The 22,017-nt window shown below is 73.4% G+C and carries 14 protein-coding genes and 1 pseudogene; 6 read left to right on the top strand and 9 right to left on the bottom strand.

Features of this window, described 5'->3' with window-relative positions:
* Window positions 1–72 precede the first annotated feature (72 nt).
* Genes V4Y03_RS32770 through V4Y03_RS32760 form a run of 3 tightly spaced genes read right to left on the bottom strand, consistent with a single transcriptional unit; the run spans window position 73 to window position 3,828 of the window.
* The gene (locus V4Y03_RS32770; RefSeq protein WP_332437778.1) at window positions 73–1,869 is read right to left on the bottom strand and encodes a choice-of-anchor D domain-containing protein; all 1,797 of its coding nucleotides are present in this window, start codon (window positions 1,867–1,869) and stop codon (window positions 73–75) included.
* Between the two features lie 44 nt (window positions 1,870–1,913).
* Window positions 1,914–2,168 carry a hypothetical protein gene (locus tag V4Y03_RS32765; protein WP_332437607.1) on the bottom strand — a complete coding sequence of 85 codons (255 nt, stop codon included), beginning with the start codon at window positions 2,166–2,168 and terminating at the stop codon, window positions 1,914–1,916.
* A gap of 4 nt (window positions 2,169–2,172) precedes the next feature.
* Window positions 2,173–3,828, bottom strand: a complete 1,656-nt coding sequence (locus tag V4Y03_RS32760) for an outer membrane protein assembly factor BamB family protein (protein WP_332437606.1) — start codon at window positions 3,826–3,828, stop codon at window positions 2,173–2,175.
* 476 nt (window positions 3,829–4,304) lie between these two features.
* On the opposite strand from V4Y03_RS32760, the gene V4Y03_RS32755 reads away from it, so the two are divergent.
* The 4 genes and pseudogenes from V4Y03_RS32755 (at window position 4,305) to V4Y03_RS32740 (ending at window position 12,122) form a co-directional block, all read left to right on the top strand.
* Window positions 4,305–5,741 (top strand): polysaccharide lyase 6 family protein, encoded by a 1,437-nt coding sequence (locus tag V4Y03_RS32755; RefSeq protein ID WP_332437605.1) that lies wholly within the window; start codon window positions 4,305–4,307, stop codon window positions 5,739–5,741.
* Window positions 5,742–5,860: 119 nt separating this feature from the next.
* Window positions 5,861–6,298, top strand: a pseudogene (locus V4Y03_RS32750) (LysR family transcriptional regulator); the annotation flags it as partial.
* A gap of 127 nt (window positions 6,299–6,425) precedes the next feature.
* Window positions 6,426–7,166: a hypothetical protein gene (locus V4Y03_RS32745; protein ID WP_332437604.1), complete on the top strand. Its 741-nt coding sequence runs from the start codon at window positions 6,426–6,428 to the stop codon at window positions 7,164–7,166.
* A 90-nt stretch (window positions 7,167–7,256) separates the two neighbouring features.
* Window positions 7,257–12,122, top strand: a complete 4,866-nt coding sequence (locus tag V4Y03_RS32740; RefSeq protein ID WP_332437603.1) for a hypothetical protein — start codon at window positions 7,257–7,259, stop codon at window positions 12,120–12,122.
* A 100-nt stretch (window positions 12,123–12,222) separates the two neighbouring features.
* On the opposite strand, the gene V4Y03_RS32735 is transcribed toward V4Y03_RS32740, so the two are convergent.
* A complete protein-coding gene (locus V4Y03_RS32735) occupies window positions 12,223–12,747 on the bottom strand; it encodes an AAA family ATPase (protein ID WP_317877454.1) in 525 nt (174 codons plus the stop codon).
* A gap of 89 nt (window positions 12,748–12,836) precedes the next feature.
* Between V4Y03_RS32735 and V4Y03_RS32730 the strand changes: the two genes are divergently transcribed.
* Together V4Y03_RS32730 and V4Y03_RS32725 are read left to right on the top strand one after the other, a co-directional pair.
* Entirely contained in the window at window positions 12,837–13,403 is a 567-nt protein-coding gene (locus tag V4Y03_RS32730; RefSeq protein ID WP_332437602.1) for a GNAT family N-acetyltransferase, read from the top strand.
* Window positions 13,404–13,572: 169 nt separating this feature from the next.
* Complete coding sequence (locus V4Y03_RS32725; protein ID WP_332437601.1) at window positions 13,573–14,547, top strand: MerR family transcriptional regulator; 975 nt, start codon at window positions 13,573–13,575, stop codon at window positions 14,545–14,547.
* Here V4Y03_RS32725 and V4Y03_RS32720 read toward each other — a convergent pair.
* The 5 genes from V4Y03_RS32720 to V4Y03_RS32700 all read right to left on the bottom strand — a co-directional run bounded on the left by V4Y03_RS32720 (window position 14,531) and on the right by V4Y03_RS32700 (window position 21,697).
* Window positions 14,531–14,995, bottom strand: a complete 465-nt coding sequence (locus tag V4Y03_RS32720) for a nuclear transport factor 2 family protein (RefSeq protein WP_332437600.1) — start codon at window positions 14,993–14,995, stop codon at window positions 14,531–14,533. The two genes, V4Y03_RS32725 and V4Y03_RS32720, sit on opposite strands and share 17 nt — an antisense overlap.
* Before the next feature lie 197 nt (window positions 14,996–15,192).
* Window positions 15,193–15,795 (bottom strand): hypothetical protein, encoded by a 603-nt coding sequence (locus V4Y03_RS32715; protein WP_332437599.1) that lies wholly within the window; start codon window positions 15,793–15,795, stop codon window positions 15,193–15,195.
* Between the two features lie 104 nt (window positions 15,796–15,899).
* Entirely contained in the window at window positions 15,900–20,369 is a 4,470-nt protein-coding gene (locus V4Y03_RS32710) for a DEAD/DEAH box helicase (protein ID WP_332437598.1), read from the bottom strand.
* Window positions 20,370–20,588: 219 nt separating this feature from the next.
* Window positions 20,589–21,455: a CbtA family protein gene (locus V4Y03_RS32705; protein WP_332437597.1), complete on the bottom strand. Its 867-nt coding sequence runs from the start codon at window positions 21,453–21,455 to the stop codon at window positions 20,589–20,591.
* 14 nt (window positions 21,456–21,469) lie between these two features.
* Window positions 21,470–21,697: a CbtB domain-containing protein gene (locus tag V4Y03_RS32700; protein ID WP_317878483.1), complete on the bottom strand. Its 228-nt coding sequence runs from the start codon at window positions 21,695–21,697 to the stop codon at window positions 21,470–21,472.
* Between the last annotated feature and the right edge of the window lie 320 nt (window positions 21,698–22,017).

Raw genomic sequence — 22,017 nt, 5'->3', positions numbered from 1 at the left:
GCCTCACTGGAGAGATCGGGTACGTGTGCGGAAGTCGAGCAGACTACCGGAGGCGCGGTGCGCGCTCCCGGCTCAGTATCCGACGCGCACCCCCGAGACCGTGTGACGATCCGTCAGGCCGCCCGTGGCGCCCGAGAATCCGACCAGCACGTTCCGGGGCAGCGTGACCGCCACGTCGATGACCTGGGCACCGTCCACGAGGACCAGGAGGCGCCCGGCGGCGGTGACATCGACGTCGACCACATGGCTGCCCGTCCGCAGGGCCGGCACGGCCGTCGACGTCGCCGCGTACCGCAGGGCCGAGCCCGTTCCCCCGGTGGAGACCGCCACGAAGTTCGCCGAAGGGTCCCCGGGGTTGCGGTAGGTGTCCAGGGTGACCGCCACGCCCGGCAGTCCGCTGAAGCCGAGCCCGCCGCCCCCGCCACCCAGCGCCCTGGGCGTCGTCCGCGACGCGTCGAGCAGCAGCAGGGCCATGCCGTCGGCGCCCGTGCCGCCCGAGAGGGTGGCGGTGAAGCGGGCCCTCAGCCGCGCCGAGGGCACGGCGGTCGCCTGGACCGCCGAACCCGTCAGAGCGGGCTGGGCGGGGGTGAGGACGAGGGAGGTGCCGGACAGGGCCGCGCTTCCGTTGTACGTCCACCCGTTGGGGCCCGGCGGCGGCAGCGCGTACGAGGCGGCGGTGATCGCCGCACCCCGTACCGCGTGGATGTCGGTCAGGCTGCCGGTCCCGCCCGTGAAGGCGAGCAGCGCCGTCGGCGGCAGCGCCGCGACCGTGGTCCGCAGCCGCTGCACGCCGTCGACGGAGACGGTGACCGTCTTCCCGGTGACGCCGACCGCGACCGTGTGGGTGCCCGACCGCAGGTTCGGCACGCTCGACGTCGTCGCCGCGTACGTCAGGGTCGAGCCGGTGCCGCCGGTGGCGACCCCGACGAAGTTGGCCGAGGGATCACCGGGGTTGCGGTACGTGTCGAAGGCGACGGCCACGCCCGGGAGCCCGCCGTAGCCGAGGCCGCCGCCGACGCCGCCGAGCGCGGCCGACGTGGTCCGGGCCGGGTCCAGCAGCGAGAAGGTGAGCCCGTCGGCGCCGGTTCCGCCGCCGATGACCGTGGTGAAGGAGGCCTTGAGCCCGTCGGTGAGCACCGGCACGGGCCAGACCGCCGAACCCCGCTGGGACGCGGTCGCCTGGGTGAGCTGGAGGTCGTTCCCCGAGATCCGCGACGAGCCGTTCAGCTTCCAGCCGCCGGCGCCCGGCGACGGCACGGTGACCACGGCCCCGGCGGCACCGGAGCCCTTGAGCGACTCGTTCTGCGGGCCGCGCCCGTCGTTCGAGGTCAGCTCGTAGGCGGCGGTCACCGCCCCGATCGACGTCGGGGAGAAGGTGACGGCCTGGTGCACCACATCCTCGGGCCCGAGGACCTGGCCCTCGCTGATCGGATTGGTCACATGGAACGGCGCCGCCGGCGGCTTGGCCTTGGTGAGGGTGAGCGGGATGTTCCCGGTGTTGCTGATGTCGAAGGTCCGGGTCACGGACTCGCCGACCTTCACCGCCCCGAAGTCGGTCGACGTGGGCGTGACCGTGAGCTGCGCCCGCCCGGTCACCGCCTCACCGGTCAGCGCGACCGACGCCGTGCCGTTCGGCCCCGTGACGGCGAGCGTCCCGGTGTTCTTTCCGGCGTCCGTCGGCGCGTACGCCACCTGCACCGTGACGGACTGCCGGGGCGGCACGACCGTACCGGCGGGCGGCGGGTCGGACGCCGAGAACGGAGCGCCGGGGAGCGAGACCCCGGAGATCGTCTCGTCCGCCGTCCCGGTGTTGGTGAACGTCACCCCCAGCGCCTTGCGGGTCGTCGTCGCCACCGTCCCGAAGTCCAGCGTGCCCGGCGACGCGACGAGACCCGGCTTCGTCCCGTACCCGGTCAGCCCGAGCGCACTGTCACGAGGTTCGTCGTGAACGTCAGGGCCGAGGTGTCGGGTCCGGGAACCGCCGGCGAGAACGCCACCCGGACGGTGTACGACTCGCCCGCCCGCAGCGTGCGCGGCAGCCCGTCGGCCGAGGCCGAGAAGGCGCTGCCCGTGGGCGTGCCCACCCCCGTGATCGTCACGTCACGGGACGCCGTGACCGTCGCCGTCACCGAGCCCGATCCGCCGACCGCGACCTCGCCGACGTCCACCGGCTCACCCGTCAGAGCCGTGTTGGCCGGCCGCCCGAAGGCCTTCACCTGGCCGTTCCCGGGTGCCCACGTAGATCCGTCCGCCGTCCGCGACCGGCACCGAGAACTTCGCCGCCACCCCGATCGGCGCCGACCAGCGAAGCCGCAGCGCCTCGTTCACGGGCACCGCGTCGTACGCGCGCAGCTGCCCGTTGGCACCGTTCGCGCCGTCCGCCGCGACCGCCCACACCAGCGCCGAACCCGGGTTCGTGCCCGTGGACGTCACGATCGGCGACCCGGAGGTGTAGCCGAACAGCGCCGAGCTGCTCCCCGTGTTGCTGAGCGCGGGCAGCCCCGAGCCGGTGAGCCCGTACGCGAAGGCGCGCAGCGGCCCCCGGCTCCCGACGGTGTACACGTAACCGCCCTGACCCCCGTACGCCGCCGGATGCCCCCAGACGCCCTCGTACGGCCCGAACGCGCCGAGCACCTTGTCGGTGCCGCCCGCGCCCTGGCTCCGGCCGCCGAGGTCGTCCCGGTCGAGGAGGAACAGCCGCCCGTCCTTGCCGATCTGGACCAGCAGCCGCGGATTCCGGCTCGTACCGAAGGCGGGTCCCGGCAGGGCCACCGGACCGCCCGAGCCCAGGTCCGTGTCGTTCTGGTCGAGCAGCGGCGCGTCGGAGGGGCTGAAGAAGTCCTGCGCCGACATCGTGCCGTCGCTGTTCACGCCGAGCCGGACCACCGACTCCGCGAGCTGCCCCGGCGGCCGGTTGCCCGGACCCGGCGCGGGGGAGACACCGTTCCCCGTCGAGAACAGGATGCGGCCGGGGCCGTCCGAGACCAGCCCGCCCCCGCTCATCCAGATGCCCGCCATCCCGTTCGCGGACGAGTCCTCGGTCGCCCAGAGCGTCGTCCGGCGCGTCGTGGTGCTGACACCCAGGACGTACCCGACGTACGGGCCCCGGTCGCAGTGCGAGGCGAAGGCCGCGTACACCGAACCGCCCATCAGGAGCAGCCCCGGACGCTGGGCCGCCGTGTACGGGTTGAACGCCCGGCCCGGATCGTTGACGGGCGCGCCCGCCACCTTCACCGGCCAGCCCGATCGCTCGGCGCCCGTCGCCGGGTCGAGGGCGTGCACGTACCAGCTCGGGTGCTGGACGTCGGGGCCGTTGTTCACCTTGGCCGTCAGATACACGGCGTTGCTCGCCGGGTCGTACACCGGGGTCGAGGTGACCCCGACGTTCGGGACGAGGTCCCCGCAGTTGACCGCCGAAGCGGGCCAGGGCGCCCCGAAGTCCTTCGTCCAGCCGATCCTGCCGGTCGCCGCGTCGATCCCGTACACCTTGTTGTTCTCCGTCGCCGCCACCAGCGTGTGGCCCACGATCAGCGGCTGCGCGTACACCTGGCCGTCGACGGTGGTGGAGAACTGCTGCCCGAAGTCAGAGGCGGACACCTGCTCGGGGGCGAGCCCCGGCTCGTCCGGGTCCCACCCGGTGCGCAGGTCGTCATGGGAGATCGTCGTCCGGTCGGCGGCCGGGGCCCGCGCGAGCGCGGGCGCCACCGGACGCGGCGCCGGGGCGCGCGCCACGACGGCGGCGGCGGGACGGACACCCGCCGTGCCCACGGTCACGGCTGCCAGGGCCAGTGTCAGGAACTGGGCGATCGCCCTGCGTCGGCCGGCCATCTGTCCACCTTCGGGCTTGAGGCTCCACGAGAGCACGCGTGCGTGCATGAGGGTTCACGGGAACACGCGCGGGCGTACGGGGCTTTACGGGAAGAACACGAGTCGGCGCACGGGACGAGGAGCGGCGCCCCGGCGGGCCCATCGTGAACCGGTCAGCCCCGCGTGCCCACACCCGTGACCCGCCGGATCCGCGAGGTCCACCCGAACGGAGGCCGCCGCCCACCGCGTTAGCGGAACGTGAGTGAGACGTGAGCGACGGCCGGGACACTGGTCCCCGACATCCGGTCCGGGACCGGCGCCCGCCCCATGGCCGTGGCGCCGGTGCTCGACGTCCGCACAGACCGGATCCGGGGCGGGCCGTGGGGGCCCGCCCCGGATCCCTTCCGTTCGGCCCCGGGGCGGTCAGGGGCTCCCCGCCGGGGCCCCCGCCCCGGCGCCGACGCACCCCCCGCGCAACACCCCCTCCAGGAGGCAGCATGCAGCGACGGACGTTCCTCAAGGGCTCCCTGATCGGCGCGGCGGTCACCGCCGTCCCCCTCGACGCACTCCTCGCGGGCGGCGCGTCCGCCGCCGCGCCGACGGACCCGGTCACCTCGCTGAGCGCGCTCCAGAGCGCGATCGACAAGGCCGTCCCCGGCGACCGGATCGTCTTGGCCAACGGCACCTACACCGTCCCGGCGGGCGGCGCCATCAAGGTCACCGGCCGGCACGGCACCACCGCCGCGCCGATCACCATCGTCGCGCAGTCCCGCGGCGGCGCCGTGCTGCGCGGCGAGCGGAGCTTCGTCTTCGACGACTCCAGCAACATCACCGTCAGCGGCTTCTCCCTGCGCCAGAGCGGGACCCTGACGATCCCCGTGAACAGCACCGGCATCCGGCTCACCCGCAACGACTTCCAGTTCGCCGAGGTGACCCCCGTCGACTGGGTCCTCGTGGAGGGCGACGACGCCAAGCTCGACCGGAACCACTTCCACGACAAGACCACCGAGGGCATCTTCGTCGTCATCGACGGCCCCGGCACCACGGAGATCGCCCAGCGCACCCAGATCCTCAGGAACTACTTCTCCGACCACAGCTACGCCGGAGCCAACGGCGGCGAGTCGATCCGGCTCGGCGTGAGCAGCCGCGCGCTGTCCGACGCGGACGCCAAGGTGGAGTACAACCTGTTCGAGCGGTGCGACGGAGACCCAGAGGCGATCTCGGTGAAGTCCTCCGGCAACACCGTCCGCTACAACACGATCCGGTCCAGCCGAGGCGGCATCGTGCTGCGCCACGGCAACGGCACGACGGTGGACGGCAACCACCTGATCGGTGGCAAGGAAGGCATCCGCCTCTACGGCAACGACCACCTGATCGTCAACAACTACCTCGCCGACCTGACGGTCCGCGCCCTCGTCATCGGCAGCGGCACCACCCGCGACCACACCGCAGGGGAGACCACCGACGAGCGGCGCGGCAACGACGCCTGCGACCGCGCGGTGATCGTGCACAACACCCTCCGCAACAACAAGAGTTCGCTGTCGGGTGAGACCCGGACGTACGAACCCCGGGACGTCGTCGTCGCCGACAACCTCCTCGTCGGAGACTCCGGCAGCCTGGTCGCCATGGGGGCGACGACCGACTTCATCTGGCAGAGCAACATCCTGTGGGGCGCCGCCACCGCCGGCACGATCCCGGCCTCCGGCTACACCCGGGTCGACCCCCGCCTCGCCGCCTCCTCGGACGGCGTGTACCGCCTCGCCGCGGGCAGCCCCGCGATCGACGCCGCCACTCTGACCGGCACGTCCGTGCCGGAGGACATCGACGGCCACGCACGCGGCGCCGCCCGCGACATCGGCGCCGACGAGTACTCGACCCTGGCGCCGACCCGCCGTCCGCTCACCCCGGCGGACGTGGGCCCGAACGCGGCCTGACGTAACGGGATTTGACGCCCGACGCTCCGAGGGGCGACGGCCGGTCGGGTGCGGCCCGCGCGGGCGCGTGTTCCGGCTCCGGTCCGGACCTCTCGGGGCGGGGGCGTCAAGCTCTGCGTATGGACTTGGAGCTGAGGCATCTGAAGACGATCAGGGCCATCGCGGACGCGGGGAGTGTCACCCGCGCCGCCACCGTCCTCGGACTCGCGCAACCGGCGCTCAGCGCCCGGCTCAAGCGGATCGAACGGGCCCTGGGCGGCGTCCTGTTCGAGCGCGGACGGGAGGGCGTAAGGATCACCGCGCTCGGGGACCTGGTCCTCGACCGGGCCCGGGTCGTGCTCCCCGCCGTCCGCGAACTGCAGGAAGAAGCCGCGCGGTTCGCGCGGGAGGGCGCCGAGGGATACCGCCTCGGCGGCACCCACGGACCGCCCCTCGGCAGCCTGGCCGACCGGATCGCCCGCACCGACCCGGGGGCCCCGGTCTCCACGTACACCTCGTGGTCGGAGCGGGAGATCGCCTGCGGAGTCGTCGCCGGACGGCTGGACTTCGCCCTCGCCTGTGACGACCGCCGGTCGCTGACCGGGGTGCCGCGAGTCCGAGGGGGGTGTCGCGGCATCCCTTCCGTGTCCCCCGTATGATCACGCGATCATGATCAACACGGGTGCTTCGCGGGGGAGTCGGCGTATGAGCGGGTTTCGGAAGGCAATGGCCGCGGCCGTCCTGGTGACGGCGGTCGCGGGATGCGGATCCGGCGCGTCCCCGGGCGGTACGCATACGGTCGGTACGGCCTCGGGCGGTGCGGCCACGGCCGGCGGGCCCTCGGCCGGCGGGGCGACGGCCGCCGGCCCCGGGTCGGCGGACGAGAAGCTCGCCGCCGACCCCGGCACCCGCTACAAGGCCGTCGCCGTCCCGGAACTCGAAGGCCTCGTCTGCGACGAGGGCGACGGCGGCTTCCACTACGGCAGCGACCTCGACATGCGCGTCACCGGCGACGAGGGCCTCAAGGAGATCGAGGGCGACAGCCAGGACATCGCCGACGAGGTGTCCTGCTTCGGCGGCCGGAGGAACGTCCTCAGCAAGGGCACGATCTCGGCTGCGGCGCCCATGTTCACGGCCAGGACCCATTTGTACGAGAACGTGCCGGACCCGGCCGCCGCGCTGAACGGGATCTTCGACGCCTCCACGGAACTCGCCACGGGCTACGGCCGCAACTTCACCGGCAAGGCCAGGACCGCCACGAGCCCCGCCCTCGTCGTGAAGTGCCGTCAGAACGTCACCGACACCTTCCCCATGACCACCTGCTTCTGGGCGAACTACGGGGCCGCCGGCGTCGTCGACTTCTTCCCGGCGGACGGGCAGTACCTCCCGATCGACTCCGCCGTCCCCTGGACCCGGGACTTCGTCGCCGGCGCCCTGCGCAAGTGACCCCCGGGGCGTACGACTCGGCCGTACGCCCCCTCAGCTCAACCCCCCGCCGCCCGGGGCGATGTCAGTGGCCCGTGCCAGGATCGGATCATGATCGCCTCGCTGGAATCCCTGGTGCCCGTCAACGGCAGGGCGCACGTCTCGACCGCGTACGCCGACTGGGTCGCCGCCCACGACCCGGGCGCGGCCTCGGTCGCGCGCGAGCTGATCGCGGACATGGGAGCCGAACTCAACCGCTCCTGGACCAAGCCCGGCGCCTTCGTCGACGCCATGGCCGCGCGGGCGCGACGGCTGCCGCCCGCCCACCTGCCGTGGTTCTGGGACACCGTGGGACACCGGCTGATCGGGTACGGGAGCCGGCCGGGCGGCAGGGCGTACGTGGCGGCCCGAGCGGCCGAGGCCCAGCACGGGCTGCCCGTGGATCCCGCCTACCGCCGCGCCAACGGGCTGCTGTTCGCCACCGGCGGGGCCATGCCGGCGAAGGAGTTCGGGGCCCATCAGCGCTTCCTCGCCGACACCCTGGAACCGGTGGAGGCACACGCGGCACTGGACGCCTTCCTGCGCGCGTGGGCCGGGTCGAAGGCCGACCTCCCGGCGGATCTGGTGCGCCGGGTACGGGCCTCCGCGAAGGCGGCCGGGCACGGCGAGGAGGAGGTCGCCCGACTGGTCGGCGCCATCGTCTCGGTCACCCGGGAGAAGTCGGTGCCCGACGCGCTCCTCATCGCCGCCGAACCGGTCCTGACGGCCCATCCGCCGACCGACGAGGTCGCGGCAGGACTCCTCGACGTCTTCCCGGAGAGCGTCACCGACGGCGGGCCGTGGCTGCGGATGCTGATCGCCTGCGGGGCGACGGACGCGCTCGAAGCCGGCCGGGTGATGCCGGAGGGCGGACTGCACCACTGGGTCGGCCGGTTCGTCCACATGTACCAGTACGCGCGACAGTCCGGCGGCGGCGTCGGACGGCAGCCGCTGCCGCCGGAGTTCCTCGACCTGGTCGGCCGGCTGGGCCCGCGCCTGCGGGCAGCGGGCGACCCGGTGACCGTGCACACCACCCGGCACTACTACCAGGGCTTCGACGCCGACGTCCTCGACGCCTGCCTCGCCGCCGGGGCCACGGTCGTCGACCCCGGGCCCGAGGTCCGGATGCGCTTCTGGGGCGAGCGGTCCCGGCGCGACCTCGCCGCCCTCGCCGCCGACCCGGTGTTCGGCCCCCGGCTCGAAGGGACCGTGCACGCGGACCTGAGGTGCGACCGGTTCGGCACCCGCGTACCCAAGCCCGGCTCGGCGGTGACGCTGCTCCCGGGCAACGAGGGCATCGCCCACGAAGTGGCCGGCCGGGTCGGCAAGCTCGTCGACACGGTCGGCGGCGGGGGCCTCGCGGGCGCGGAGGAGGCCGTGGCCGAACTGGAAACGGTGCTGGACCGCCCCACCGTGACGGCCCTCGGCGGCATCGCCGAGGCGCTCGCGGGCGCGGACGCGGCGGGCGCGCTGCGACGCTCCCTCGCGGCGGGCCTGCCGGAGGAACTGGCGTGGCCGGCCTTGGAATCGGTGTACGCGGAGTTCGCGGCGGATGCGGCGCGGGCGGACTCGGTGGAGAGCTCGGTGGCCGGGTCGGCGGACGGTGTCGGGGCCGCCGGTCTGCCCGGGGTGGCCGGGGTGACCTCGACCTGGCCGGTGCTGACCGTGTTCGGTCGGGACCGCGCGGTCGCCGTGGCCCCGGACGGGGTGCGGGGCTCCTGCGCGTTCACCGTCCCGGAGGCCGCGACCATGTTCGCCGTCCACTACGTGGGCGGCTCCTTCCTGGTCAGCTGGACCCTCAAGGAGAACCCGTACTACTGCGACACCGCCGTCTGGGCCGACCGCCCCGAAGAGCCGTTCACGCCGGACGAGGTGGGGGGCCTCGTGCCGTTCGGCGGCAAGCTGGACGGGGCGTACGGCTTCCAGTTCGAGACCGCCGACGGCGGCGGCAGGCACGGCGGTCTGCGCGCGCTGAGGCCGGGCGGCACGGGCGGGATCGACCGCTACGAACTGCAGGTCGGTGACGGATCGCGGATCTGGACCAACGGCGTGTACGAGAAGAGCCCGTGGCGGGCCGTGGACGCGGTCAGTGGTGAGCCCCGGGACGGCACCGACCGGCCCGAGTTCCCCGGCGACGATCAGGCAGCGGCACCCTCCCAGGAGGGGATGGCCCTCGCTCCGGGAGCGCTCCACCTGGCCCCGCTCCCCGCGGGCCTCACCGATTCGCCCCTGGGCAGCCGGGACGGCCTGGTGGGGACCCGGGTGCTGTTCCGCACCCGGCACCGCGACCCCGCACCCGACCACTACCTCGTCGAGAGCATCGACGGGCGCTCCGCCCGCTTCGACATCGACCGGCAGGGCCAGCGGCCCTGGGGCCTCTGGGCGCCGCCGGAGAGCACGGCGGGAGACACGCCGGAGGGCCATGCGGGAGGCACGCCGGAGGGAACGGGACCGGGCGGCGGCGCGGTGGACGTGCCGGGACGTCCGGCGGAGGTCGTGGTCCTCGCCGAGGCGGAGACCCCGACCGGCGTGCGCGCGTACACCTCCGACGGCGTACTCCTCTGGGAGCTGGACGGCCACCACTCGCCCGCGCACCCCCGGGTGCGGCCCGCCCGGCGCGTCACCGCCTCCGGCGGCGTCGCCCTGCCGCCCGCCTTCTGGTACCTGCTGCGGACCCGGGACGTCGGCGGCTCCCGCGCCCTGAGGACCGTAGGGAGGCAGACGGCGGACAACCTGCTCGCGGCGGCACGCGACGGAGCGGAGGCACTGCGCACGGCCGTCGCGCGCGAGCTGCCGCAGATCACCGAACCGGTCCTGGTCGACGCCGTGGCCGCCGTCGCCGGGCGGGCCGCGCGCGTGGAGGACCGCCGCCTGGCCCTGCACCGGCGGGTCACCCTCCTCGCGGAGGCGCCTCCGGCCCTGCCGCGCGGGTCCGCCCCGGACACCGAGCTGGTGCCCGCGCTGTTCGGCCTCGTCGCGAGCGGGGAGCGCGACACCTGGCGGCGGACCCCGGACACGGCACTTCCGGCGACACTGAGCGCGCTGGCCGCCGACGGCGCCTGCCTGGCCGGGACGATCGGGGAGGAGGTCCGGCGCCTCTCCCCGCCCGCGCCGCCGCACGACTGGTCGCAGCTGCTCGGGGCGATCGACGCCGTGGCCTGGCGGGCGGCCGTGGCACCGACCCCCGACACCGACCGGGCCGCGCTGCTCGCACTCCTGGACACCTGGGCCGACCAGCCGCTCGCCCGCCCGGGCCGCGGATGGTGGGTGGGCCGTACCTCCGACGCCGAGGCACTGGAACGACTGCGGGAGAGCGGGACACCGGTCGCGTCCGCCGCCGTATGGGACGGCGGATCGGTGAACTGGTTCGTGGCACCCGCCACGGAACAGGGCGGCGACCCGGTGCCCACGGCCTGCGCCGGGGCACGGCTCGTCCGCGTGGAGCGGGACGACGCCACCAGACTGCGGCAACTGATCACGGCGATCGAGACGCACGGCCCGCTCCCGTTGCCGGAGTCGACGGCCACGCGGTTCGCCGAACTGACCGGTGTACGCCGCCCCCTGGCCCGGCTGGTGCTCGCGGGTCTCGTCGGCCGGGACGACCGGGACGAGGACCGGGGCCTGGCGCGCAAGGCCCCGTACAAGGCGACGCCGCTGACGGTGGAAGCGTACGAGGAACTGCGCGGGCGGCTCGGCTGCGCGGGCCGCAGGGCCGTCCTGGCCGCCGCCGTGCCGGAGGACCCGGCCGAGCTGTGGCGTCCCGGCGGGATGGAGGCGGCCGTGGCCCGGATGGCCGGGGCATGGTGCGAACGGGTCGGCACGCTGCCCGCCGTCCACGACGAGGCGGCCGACGCACTCGAATCCGACCTGGGCCTCCCGGAGGTGTGGGCACGGCGCCTGGCCGGCGGCTACGAGGCGGCCCGGGACGCGACGGTGCCCGCCGCCGACTGGGACCTCGCGGCACCCTCGTACGGCCTCGGCGTCGAGGTGCGGGCCCTGCCGCCGGAGGGCGTCGAAGCGCCCTACGGCACCCGGGTCGGGCTGTCGCTCGGGGAGATGGCGAGCGCTCTCGTCTGGGCGTGGACCGACCGGCCCGCCGGTGATCCCGCGACGGCGGGCGCGACCGCCCTCCACGACCGGCTGCGGGCCGAACTGGCACGTCCGGAACTGCTCCTCGAACTGCCCCGGGTCCGGGTCAGGGACGCCTCGGAGCGGATCGCCGAACGCTTCGGGCCCGGACAGCTCCCGGTGTCGATGGACCGGCGCAAGGACAAGAGTGAACGGCCCTCCATGACCGCGTACGACTCCGGGCCCCTCGTGGTGTGCGCACCCGGCGGCACCTCCTTCCTCCGCCCCGCGCGGTGCGCCGACCCCGAGGTGTGGCGGCGGGTCCGGGAGGTCACCGACCTCGGCGAGGAACTCGACCGGGTGGCCCTCCTCCTCGAAGGCGGCGGACTCGACAGGATGATGCGCCGGGCCCGCTCGGGCGCGGTCCCGGAAGGCGCCTACGAGGCGGACCCCCGCCGTTCCTGCCCGGAACTCGTCGCCCGCGCGGCCGAGGAGTTCGGCGTCGGTACGGACGCTGCCGCGCTCTACCTCCAGATCGCGACGCTCGCCGCACCCACCGACCGGAACGTGCGGAGGTGGAACGGCTGGACGACCAAGCGGCACGCGGAGGTGCGCGCGGAACTCCTCACCACCGGCGCGGTGACGGAGGCCAAACGGGCACGGGCGGGCCGGACGGTGTTCCTGCCCGGCGACTGGACGGAACTGAAGGCTCCGCACCTGCCCCTGGAGACGGTCAAACTGGCGAGCCACCAGGTGAGACCGCTGTGGGGCAACCAGATCGAGGCCCCGTTCGTACGGATACTGCCGACGGCACCGCTGCACGAGATGTTCGCCGAGGCGTGGAAGCGCGGTGGCGAAGGGCGGGCCTGAGAAGGGGGACGCCGGGCGACGGGGTTGAGCCCGACGCCCGGTGCCCTGAACACGGCTTCCTCGGCGGCGAACCGTACGGCGTACCGCTCGGTGGAGTCAGTCACGCGAAAGACGGCCACCGGTCGGCGGCCCAGTCCCGCCAGCTCGCCCAGCCGGAGGGCGGGCCGACTGCCTCGCGGCCTTCCAGCTCCGACGCGTCGGGCTCCTCGAAGAGGGCCCGCGCGTGCGGGATGTCGGCCTCGGCCATCGGGAGCGACTCCTCGGGTGCGTGGGCCCGGCGATGCGCGAGGCGGGTGCGTTGGGTCTCCTCGTCCACCGGCAGGTAGACCATGCGAAAGCGCACGCCCTCGGCCTCCACCAGACGGCGGATCGCGCACCGCTCGTCCCGGGACCAGCAGCCGAAGTCCACCACCACGTCGGTGCCGATTCTGACCGCTTCCAGGGCGAGCCAGAGCATGCGCCCCTCCAGCACGTCGCGCTTGCCGTCCGCATCCGCCTCGCCGAAGAGGGGAAGCATCCAGTCGTCGGGCGTCAGCCGCAGCGCGCCGTACTCCTCGGCGAGCTGCCGGGCCCGCGTGGTCTTGCCGGCCCCTGGCAGGCCGACCATCAGGAACAACGTGGTCACACCCGGATCGTGTCAGGTGGGCCGGGCGTACGACCACCGTATTTTCCCCCGGACCTCGGCCGGGATCCGCGCTGGCTATGCTGCCGATCATGACCAGCGGTGCACCCACTGAGCAGCTCACCGTCCTCGACGCCATGGCGCTGACCTCCGATCCGGAGCTGGAGGCCGCCTTCGCGGAGTCGGCCCACCGGATCCTGGCGGATCTCGTCAGCGGTGGTGCCGCACTGGGTTGGGTCGAGCCACCCTCGCGGGACGAGGTCGAGGAACTCCTCCGCCATGTCCTCTCTGCGGTTCGGGCCGGAGACGCGGCCCTGCGCACCGCCTACCTCGACCGCCGGCTGGTCGGGCTGGGCTACTGGCGGCGCTACGCCCGACCGACCCATCGGCCCCACGCCGATCTGGAGAAGATCGCGGTGGACGCGGCTGCCCACGGTCGCGGTGTCGGCCGGGCGCTGACCGCCGCCTTGGTCGCCGACGCCAGGGAGGCGGACATCGAGGTCCTCACCCTGGACGCCCGTGGCGACAACACCCACGCCCTGCACCTCTACCGGACACTGGGCTTCACCGAATACGGCCGCCTCCCCGACTTCGTCGCCGTGGGCGAAAGCCGCTACGACAAGGTCTTCTGCATGCTGGACCTCCGCCGCAGAGGCTGACCGCACACGAAGGCGCGACGACACCCCCGGCGCTTCGTGATCTCTCCTACGAGACGGTCCCGGCGTGCGTGGCGGAGCCGGACCGTTCGAGGCCGCGCCGTCCGGAACGAGGCGGTGATGTGCGACGGAGCTTGCGTCTCCCGTAAGGGGAGACACCAGGGTGAGGGGCATGGACGGCGAGACGCTCTACTCGATCGGCGATCTGGCACGGCGGACGGGCCTGACGGTGAAGGCCATCAGGTTCTACGCCGATTCCGGGATCGTGCCACCGGCAGACCGCACCCCTGCGGGCTATCGCCGCTTCCCTTCCGATGCCATCGCCCGCATCAGCCTCGTACGCACCCTGCGCGAGCTGGGCGTCGACCTGGCCACGATCCGCAAGATCATGGAGCGGGAGGTCGCGCTCGCGGACGTCGCGGCGACGCATGCCGAGGCCCTGGAGCTACAGATCCGGGTCCTGCGGCAGCACCGCGCCGTGCTGACTGCGGTGGCCAGACGCGGTTCGACTCCTCAGGAGATGACGCTCATGCACAAGCTCGCACGACTGTCCGAGGCCGAACGGCAGCGCTTGATCGACGACTTCCTCGGCTCGGTGTTCGACGGCCTGCGTGATCATCCCGTGCTCGCGGCGGTCACCCGCTCGCTGGTTCCCGAGATGTCCGACGATGCCACGCCCGAACAGATCGAGGCGTGGGTCGAGTTGGCCGAGCTGCTCCAGGACGAGGACTTCCGTGCGTCGATGCACGGCATGGCCCAGGACCTGGTGGCCGACCGGGCCCCGTACGACACCACGGGCCCGCTCCGGATCCTCGTCGAAGCCGTTCGGGCTCGGGTGACGCCGGCGCTCAAGGCCGGTGTCGCACCGGACTCACCCGACGCGGAGCCGATCGTCGCGGCGCTCGCGGCGCACTACGCGCACATCCTCGGCAGTCCGCCCCCGTCGGGCCCCAGCGATCTCCACCTGCGTCTCGCAGCGCGGTTTGACCAGATGAACGATCCTCGCCGGGACCGGTACCTCTCCTTGCTGGCCGTCGTCAACGGCTGGCCCGCGCCGGAATGCCTGGCACCCGCGTTCGCCTGGTCCGCCACGGCGCTTCGCGCCCGGCTGCGCGCTGCCCCGAGGGGGTTCAGCCGCCGTTGCTGAGGCTGCCGGCCACGGCGGTCAGTCGGTTCATCGCATGCGCCACGCCGAGTCCGTCCATGTAGTCGCGGACATGCGCGATCCGGCCGTCCCGGACCCGGATCACGAGGAGACCGGGGAACTCGAACGGCCGGCCGGTCGTGGTGACGGTGCCGGAGACGACCTGCTCGACGACGATCACCTCCGGGTCGGTGCTCCCGTGCACGGCGACCTCGCGGATCTCCCGCGGCTGCGCCGGGCTCGCGCCCCAGAGCGCTCGATAGCCCGTACGGACCTCTTCGCGTCCCTCGTAGCGCTCGGGTGCGCCGGGGAAGAGGAAGGGGAACTCGTGGACGGCGTCGACCGCGTACAGATCGGCCAGGTCGTCCGCGGACTTGTCGAGCATCGCCCGCTGGAAGCGGGCCAGGACCTCGCGTGGGCCGAGGTTGGCCGAGGTCGTGTCGTCCGGCATGGCGGTGGGACTCCGTTCAGTCGACGCGTGGACGAGTTCATTCGGGTGGCGGATCAGAAAAGCAGATCCAAAGTCCGCTTACGGCACTCCAGTTGGTGCCACCCCATCCGCACTCTAGGTGAAGCGTGACAACGAGACCGGAGATATGCCGAATGGTCGACGACACCCGGGCGGCCTGAGGTGTGCGTGGGCCTGGTTCAGTGACGTGGTGGCTTCGGCTGTGCGCCTGGCCCGCGGAGGGCCGTGCGGGCCGTTCTGTACGCGGCGGCCGGGTCGGTGTTCGGTGGGCCGGCCGGGTGCCAGATGTCGTAGCGCTCGACGTACGGGTGCCAGCGGTTGTCGGGCCCGTAACGAAGCTGGACGCGGGCGGGTGCATCGGTGAGGTGGTTGTGGTGGCGCTCGACGGGTGCGGTGGGCGAGGGGCGCAGCGGCTGGACCGCGTGCTCGGCGGCGGCGAGCACATCGGGATCGGCGTGCCGTGGCGCGAGGCAGGTGGCGACGGCCGCCCGGCCGCCGTAGCGATGGGCCGTCGCGAGCCGCCGCATTTCCCCGACGCCGATCCCCAGGTGAGCGGCGGCGGGACCCGTATGGACGTCGTCCCCGCTCTGTGCGACGAAGCGGGCGATGTCGGCGGTGACTTCGTCGATGCCGTACCCGCCGTAGTCGATTCCGTCGTCGCCGTCACTGGTGGATTCGCCGCCCTGGGTCGCCAGGAGGGCAGCCGCGCGATGCGCCGCGTCGGCGACGAGTGCCCGGAGCGCGTCCAGGGTCGGGAGTGGCGGCGGGGGAGGAGTCGTCACCCTGTCCAGTACGGGAATGGCATCCCTCCTGCGCTGGGCCCCGGCCCCGAGCGAGAGCTTGGCCCCGACCCCGTCCCCGCGTTCGCGTCCGGACGTCTCCCGCATCACGACGGGCCTCCCAGCGCGACGAGTTCCGTGAGTTCGCGGTCGCCCAGTCGGGCCACCCCCGACTCGCCCGCCCCGAGGACCGTGTTCTGCAAGGCCCTTTTATGGGTGAGGAGTTGGTCGATCCGGTCCTCGATCGTTCCCCTCGTGACGAGTCGGTGGACGGTGACGGTCCGGCGCTGCCCGATCCGGTGCGCGCGGTCGGAAGCCTGGTCCTCGACGGCGGCGTTCCAGCTGCGGTCGAAGTGGACGACATGACTCGCCCTGGTCAGGGTGAGGCCGGTGCCACCCGCCTTCACGGAGAGGACGAACACCGGTGAACCGCCCGCCTGGAAGGCGTCGACCAACTCCTGCCGTTGCCGCGTGTTCAGACCGCCGTGCAGGAACAGGGGGCGGTGGCCGAGGTGCGTGAGGTGATCGGTGAGGAGACGGCCCATGGTGACGTAGCTGGTGAACACGAGCATCGCCTCACCGCGCCCGGTGATCGACTCCACCAGCTCGCCCAGGGCTTCGAGCTTCGCCGACCGGGCGGCGAACTCCCCTGTCCGGGACGGGCCTGGGTGCTCCTCGCCCCAGTAGTGCGCGGGATGGTTGGTGATCTGCTTCAAGGCCGTGATGAGCTTGAACACCAGACCGGACCGTGCGAGGGACGGCGACTGGGCGATCTGCTCCATCGTCTCGCGGACGACGGCCTCGTACAGGGCGACCTGCTCTGCGGTGAGCTCGACGATCCGCCGGGTCTCGACCTTCGCCGGCAGCTCGGGAGCGACATGCGGGTCGGTCTTGCGCCGACGCAGGAGGAAGGGTGCGATCAGCCGGGCGAGCGCCCGCGCGGCCGGACCGTCCGGCTCGCGCTCGGCGGGAGCCGCGTACCGGGAGCGGAAGGTCCTGAGCGGGCCGAAGAGCCCCGGGTTCGCCCAGTCGAGCAGCGACCACAGCTCGGACAGGTTGTTCTCCACCGGAGTCCCGGACAGGGCCAGCCGCGTCGTGGAGTCCAGTGCCCGCAGCCGGTGGGCGGTGGCGGAGCCGTGGTTCTTGGCGTGCTGGGCCTCGTCCGCGATGACCAAGTCCCAGCTGCGCGAGGTGAGTTCGTCGTCACGGCGGAGCACACCGTACGTGGTGAGGACGACGGTCCGGTCGCCCGCGGCGTCGAGACCGCGCCGCGTGCCGTGGTGGACCACCACGTCGAGGTGCGGCGCGAACCGGCGGAACTCCCGCTCCCAGTTGGTCACCAGCGAGGACGGACACACCACGAGGACCGGGCCGCTGTGCCCGTTCTCGTGACGGTGCAGGGTGTACGCGATGGCCGTGAGCGTCTTGCCCAGGCCCATGTCGTCCGCGAGGACCGCACCGAACCCGATCCCGCCGGTGTGCGCCAGCCAGGCCAACGCCCTTTCCTGGTAGCCGCGCAGCCGCGCGTGGAGTCCGGTGGGCGTGGGCACCGGGGTGGTGTGCTCGCCGCGCCGCAGCACGTCCACGACGACGGCGAGGCCGCCACCCGCCCGGCACGGCACCGTCAGGCCGTCGACGGCGACGGTGCCGGTGAGGGCCGCGGAGAGTGCGTCGACCCCGGAGAGCCGGCCGATCTCCCGGTGGCGTACGCGCGCTGCCGTCACGGGATCGAGCAGCACCCAACGGTCCCTTACCCGCACGAGGGGGCGGGTGGCTTCGGCGAGTTCATCGAGTTCGGCCTCGCTCAGCACGTCCTCCCCGAGCGCGAACTGCCAGCGGAAGTCGAGCAGCGCCCGGAGGCTGAACCGAGGCGCACCGCCCTCGGGGCGGGGGCGCAGCGGGAATCCGGGAGCGGGGGTGTCGTGACTGGGCGCGCCATCGAAGGCGCCCCCGGCATGGATCTCGACGTCGAGACCCTTGTCGTCGTCGGCGTTCTCGTACGGGTCCGCCCCGACGACCGTGCCGGCGGACAGCAGGTCGCGCAGGGCGGGCGGCCACCGAAGCGTCAACCCCACCTCTTGCAGGTCTTGTTCGGATTCGAGCAGCTGCCCGATTCCCGCCGAGTCCAGTACGAACCGGGCGGGCAGAGGGAGCAGCCCGTCGAGCGCACCGGTGCATTGCCTGGTCGCGCGCTCCAGCCGACGGCGTACTCGCGCGCGCAGGTGGTGCGGCTCGACGCCTCCCACAGGGGCCGGACCGCGCAGTACGTCGGCGGCCACCGCCTCGTCCGGCCGGGCGGGGTCGACGGCCACGAGCAGCCGGGCGGTCAGCCGTCCGGCCGCGGCCTCCTCTTCGGAGGGCTCGGCGAACTCGACGACGAGCCCGGGAGGCGGGCCGTCGTCGAGCACGTCCTCCACGGCGTCCAGCCACGGCCGCACGGCCACGACATCAGCTTCCGGCAGAGGGCCGCCGGTGGGTCCGAGGAACGGTCCGCTGCCGAAGAGGGCAGCCGCCGGGGTACGCAGCACGCCGTCCGCCAGGGCGTCGAGGAACGCCGGCACGGCGTCCTCCCCGGCCGCCGGGTGCCCGCCGCCGTCGACCGCCACGGCGTGGACGTACGGAGCCATCCGGCGGACCAGTTCCCCCACGGCGCTGACGGTGGCGGCGGGCAGCGGCCCGACCCGCCACCGGTCCACCCCATCGGCGGTGAGCGCCGGGTGGACGAGCCCGGCGGAAACGGCCCCGAGCCCGAGTCGGGCCGCCTCCGCCCACCCCGCCGCCGTGGGATGCCACGCGGCCTCGCGGTCCCGGCGCAGGAGTACGGGTACGGCGTGGGCCAGCGGCACCCGCCACCCCGAGACCCGGACGCGGCCTGGGGCAGGGGAGGGGCTGGCAGTCTGCGGCGGGAGCAGCGTGCGGCGCGTCACGGCGAGCGGGGCCGGAGGAGGGTTTCCCGGCATCGGCGCGGCGTCGGCCCGGTGGAGGAGGAGCCCGGCGGGCTCGCCGTCAGCGGGGAGAAAGGCGAGGGCGCATCCGGCCGCAAGCGCCCTCGCGACGGCGGCTCGGGCCTTCTCGGCGGGCTCGACGGCTTCGACGGGTTCGACGGGTTCGCCCGGCTCGACGAGCTCAGCGGCTCCCACCGCGGGGATCGCAGCGATTCGAGAGACCGGCGGGAGTTGAGAGAGCTCGCGGACCTCGGATTCCTCATGTGCCTCCGGTGCGACACTCGGTGAGTCCGACACCGAGCGGCCCGACCCCGTCGCCTGCGGCGGTACGGCACCGGAAGCACTGGGTTCGGCGTCGAGCGCGGCCAGCTCCGCCAGCAGGGCGGAGGCGGCGGCGCGGCGGGCATCCGCCCTCGTCTTCTCCCGACGACTGACCGAGACCTCCACCCCGGTGCGTACGAGGGTGCAGGTGTACGAGCAGAGGACGCTCTTCGGGGCTGTGGTGAAGGTCGAACCCGGCTTGGAGATCATGTCCAACTGGGTGTACTTGTTCAGGTACTTCACCGGATCCTGACCAGCGGGGACGGGCCGGATGCGCGGAGTCCTGCGGGCCGCCCCGGTCTCCTGGTCCGCTCGTCTTTGCTCGGGCTCGGGCAGGCCCGTCAGTTCGGCGAGGAGCGCGACCGCGCCCCGGTGCACGGCCTCCCGATGTTCGTGCGCGGTGCGCTCGGCGCCGTCGACGGTACGCCCGTCGCCACCGTCCCAGCTCCAGCGGCAGGAGAACGCCCCGTCGGTCGCGACGACGGTGTTTCGAAGCTCTGCGCCCCGGGCGTCCGCGTGCCGCCGCAACAGTGCGGCGGGCGCCGTCCGCTCGCCCGCAGCGAGGCGGAGGGCGAGAATGCGCGGCTCCCGCCAGGCGGGCCCCCGGGCGTCGAGCAGGAGAAGCCGGATGTGTGGCTGTCGCAGCTGCGCGGAGTCGGCCCGGCGGGCGATCTCCGCCAGCAACTCCGCGCCTGGTTCCCGTTGTTCCGATACGCGGGAGTGGAGCAGCGCCTCGAAGACCTCGGTGCTCAACCCCCGGAACGACAGCCGCCCCTGCCCCTGTTCGGAGTGTCCGGGTGCGAGGTCGCTCGGCTCGACGCCGGCGAGCCGGTGGAGCAGGGCGTGGGCGGCGGACCGGCGGGCCACTGCCGCCGTCGGCCCGCTCCGGGCCGGGCCGGTCACCGGTCCGTCGGGTGGCCCGAGCCGTACCGCCGCCGTGTGCCGCACGCGCCCGTCGGGCTGGTGACTCGCGGATTCCTCGTACGCGACCGGCGGCCAGTGCTCGATCCGCGCGTGCGCGGAGAGCACCTGCTGCGGCGCTTCCGGGATGTCCCGCAGCGCTTCCACGGCAAGCCTTCGGGCCGGGAGCCACCCGGGATGGTCGTCGGTCACCAGAAGGAGCACGCGCAGGTCCCGCCGCGTCAACAGGCCCGCCCGCGCGAGACCTTCGGCCTCGGACGCGAGGTCGGCGTCGAAGAGGCCCGCCACGACGGCGTCCCTGGCTCGTTCGTGCCAGGGCGGTCGTGGCGCGGTGTCCGCGAGACCTCCGACGCGCCGGATCTCGTCGGTCGGCTGAGCGCGACCACGCAAGAGGGGACCCTCCGCATGCAGAACGTGATGGGACGTGTGCGCTCAGTATATGGAGGTGGGGTGGGGGAGAGACGCCAAATCGGTCAACCATGGCCGTTATGGCCGCAGTTGTCGCGAACGTGACACCGCCCCGCGCGCCGGAGCGCGTACGGGGCGGTGCTGGGGACGTGGCTGGATCGGCGGTCAGTCCTGCCGTCCGGCGGTCCTGTCCGTCGGCGGTCAGTCCGCGAGGGGTGCCGTGAGCGGGGCGGGCGGAGCGGCGGCGGCCGTCCGTTCCGTCAGCGTCTTCTGGGCGAGGATGCCGAAGACCACTCCGAACACGGCCCACAGCACCAGTTGGATGGCCAGCGAGGCCAACCTGAACTCCCAGAGCAGGGCGGCGGGGAAGCTCGCCTGGACCGCGTCGTCGTTCGGCGGGAGTACGGCGAAGGCGACGGCGGTCACGACGACGAACCCGGCGCCGGCGGCCAGGCTCGCGTTCCAGTTGCCGAGACGCGGTGCGAGCCGCCGGCCCGCGATCACGGCCGCGACGCCGAGGAGCACGCTGAGCAGGATCATCAGGAAGAACAGGGTGGTGCGCTTCCCGATGGTGTCGGGGTTGCCGACGGCCGGCGGAGTCGCCGGATACTTCAGGAACGGAACCAGATACACGGTCGTGAACGCCGCTCCGGCCGTCAGCGCGGCCGTCGCCCTGGGACTGAACCGGCCGATCCGGCCCAGCGCGAACGAGAAGGCGAGCGCGGCGATGCCGCCCAGCGCCACACCGTAGACGAGAACGCCCGTGGCGAGACCCAGGGTCGACTGGACGGTACGGCTCACCGCCGCTTCCTCCTGTTCCGCCTGACCCTCGTGCGCGTGTCCGGCCGCAGAGGACTCCCCGGACCCCACGGACTTCCCGGACTCCGCGACCGTGGTGCCGCCATGACCAGCGTGCGGCGCCTGCGCGGAGTGGGCCTCCTCCACCGCGATGGCACCGTTCACGGGCGGCTCGCCCACCACGTAGGCGACGGCGAAGGCGAAGAGTCCGGCGATCAGGCCCGCGAGCATCCCACGGACCAGCAGTGATCTGACTGTTGAGGCGTGCATGCGCGTATCGCCTCTCAGTGGCAGGGGAAGCCGAGCAGATGACGTCCGTCGTGCACCCACTCGTGCACGTCGGAGCCCGCGATCAGCGAGGTGGCGCCCTGCTCGGCGCCCACGAAGTACAGCGCGACGAGCGCGAGAAGGCCGACGAAGAAGGCCCAGGGAAGGACGGCCCGGACGGGCAGCGGAGCCGGAACGGTCACGGAAGGGGTGGGTACGGCAGCGGACACGACGGCCTCGGCCATGATGGAACCTCCTGCGGGAACTCGCGTCCCGATCGGTGGTGCAGGACGACGGTCCACGGGTCTGACTCGCCGTGACCCCACCTCGGGAGGGGGTGCATCGGCATACAGTGGCGCGACCGTACCGGGTTCTCACCGGACTTCCGTCTCGCCGTCGTCACGTTCTTCAAATGTCGCCCGACGGTACCGCGCGCCGAGTCCGCCGCCAAGGGCGTGAGGCATGGATCACCCGCCCCGGCCCCCCGTACGCTCCCCCTGCACGCCCCATCACACCCCCCACCGAAACCCACGCCCCCTCACCTCGCCCCACGCCGCGCCCGCCC

It is taken from the genome of Streptomyces sp. P9-A4, assembly GCF_036634195.1.
Lineage (GTDB): Bacteria > Actinomycetota > Actinomycetes > Streptomycetales > Streptomycetaceae > Streptomyces.
Note: the sequence above shows the minus strand (reverse complement) of the source record. Positions and strands in the feature narration are given on the sequence as shown.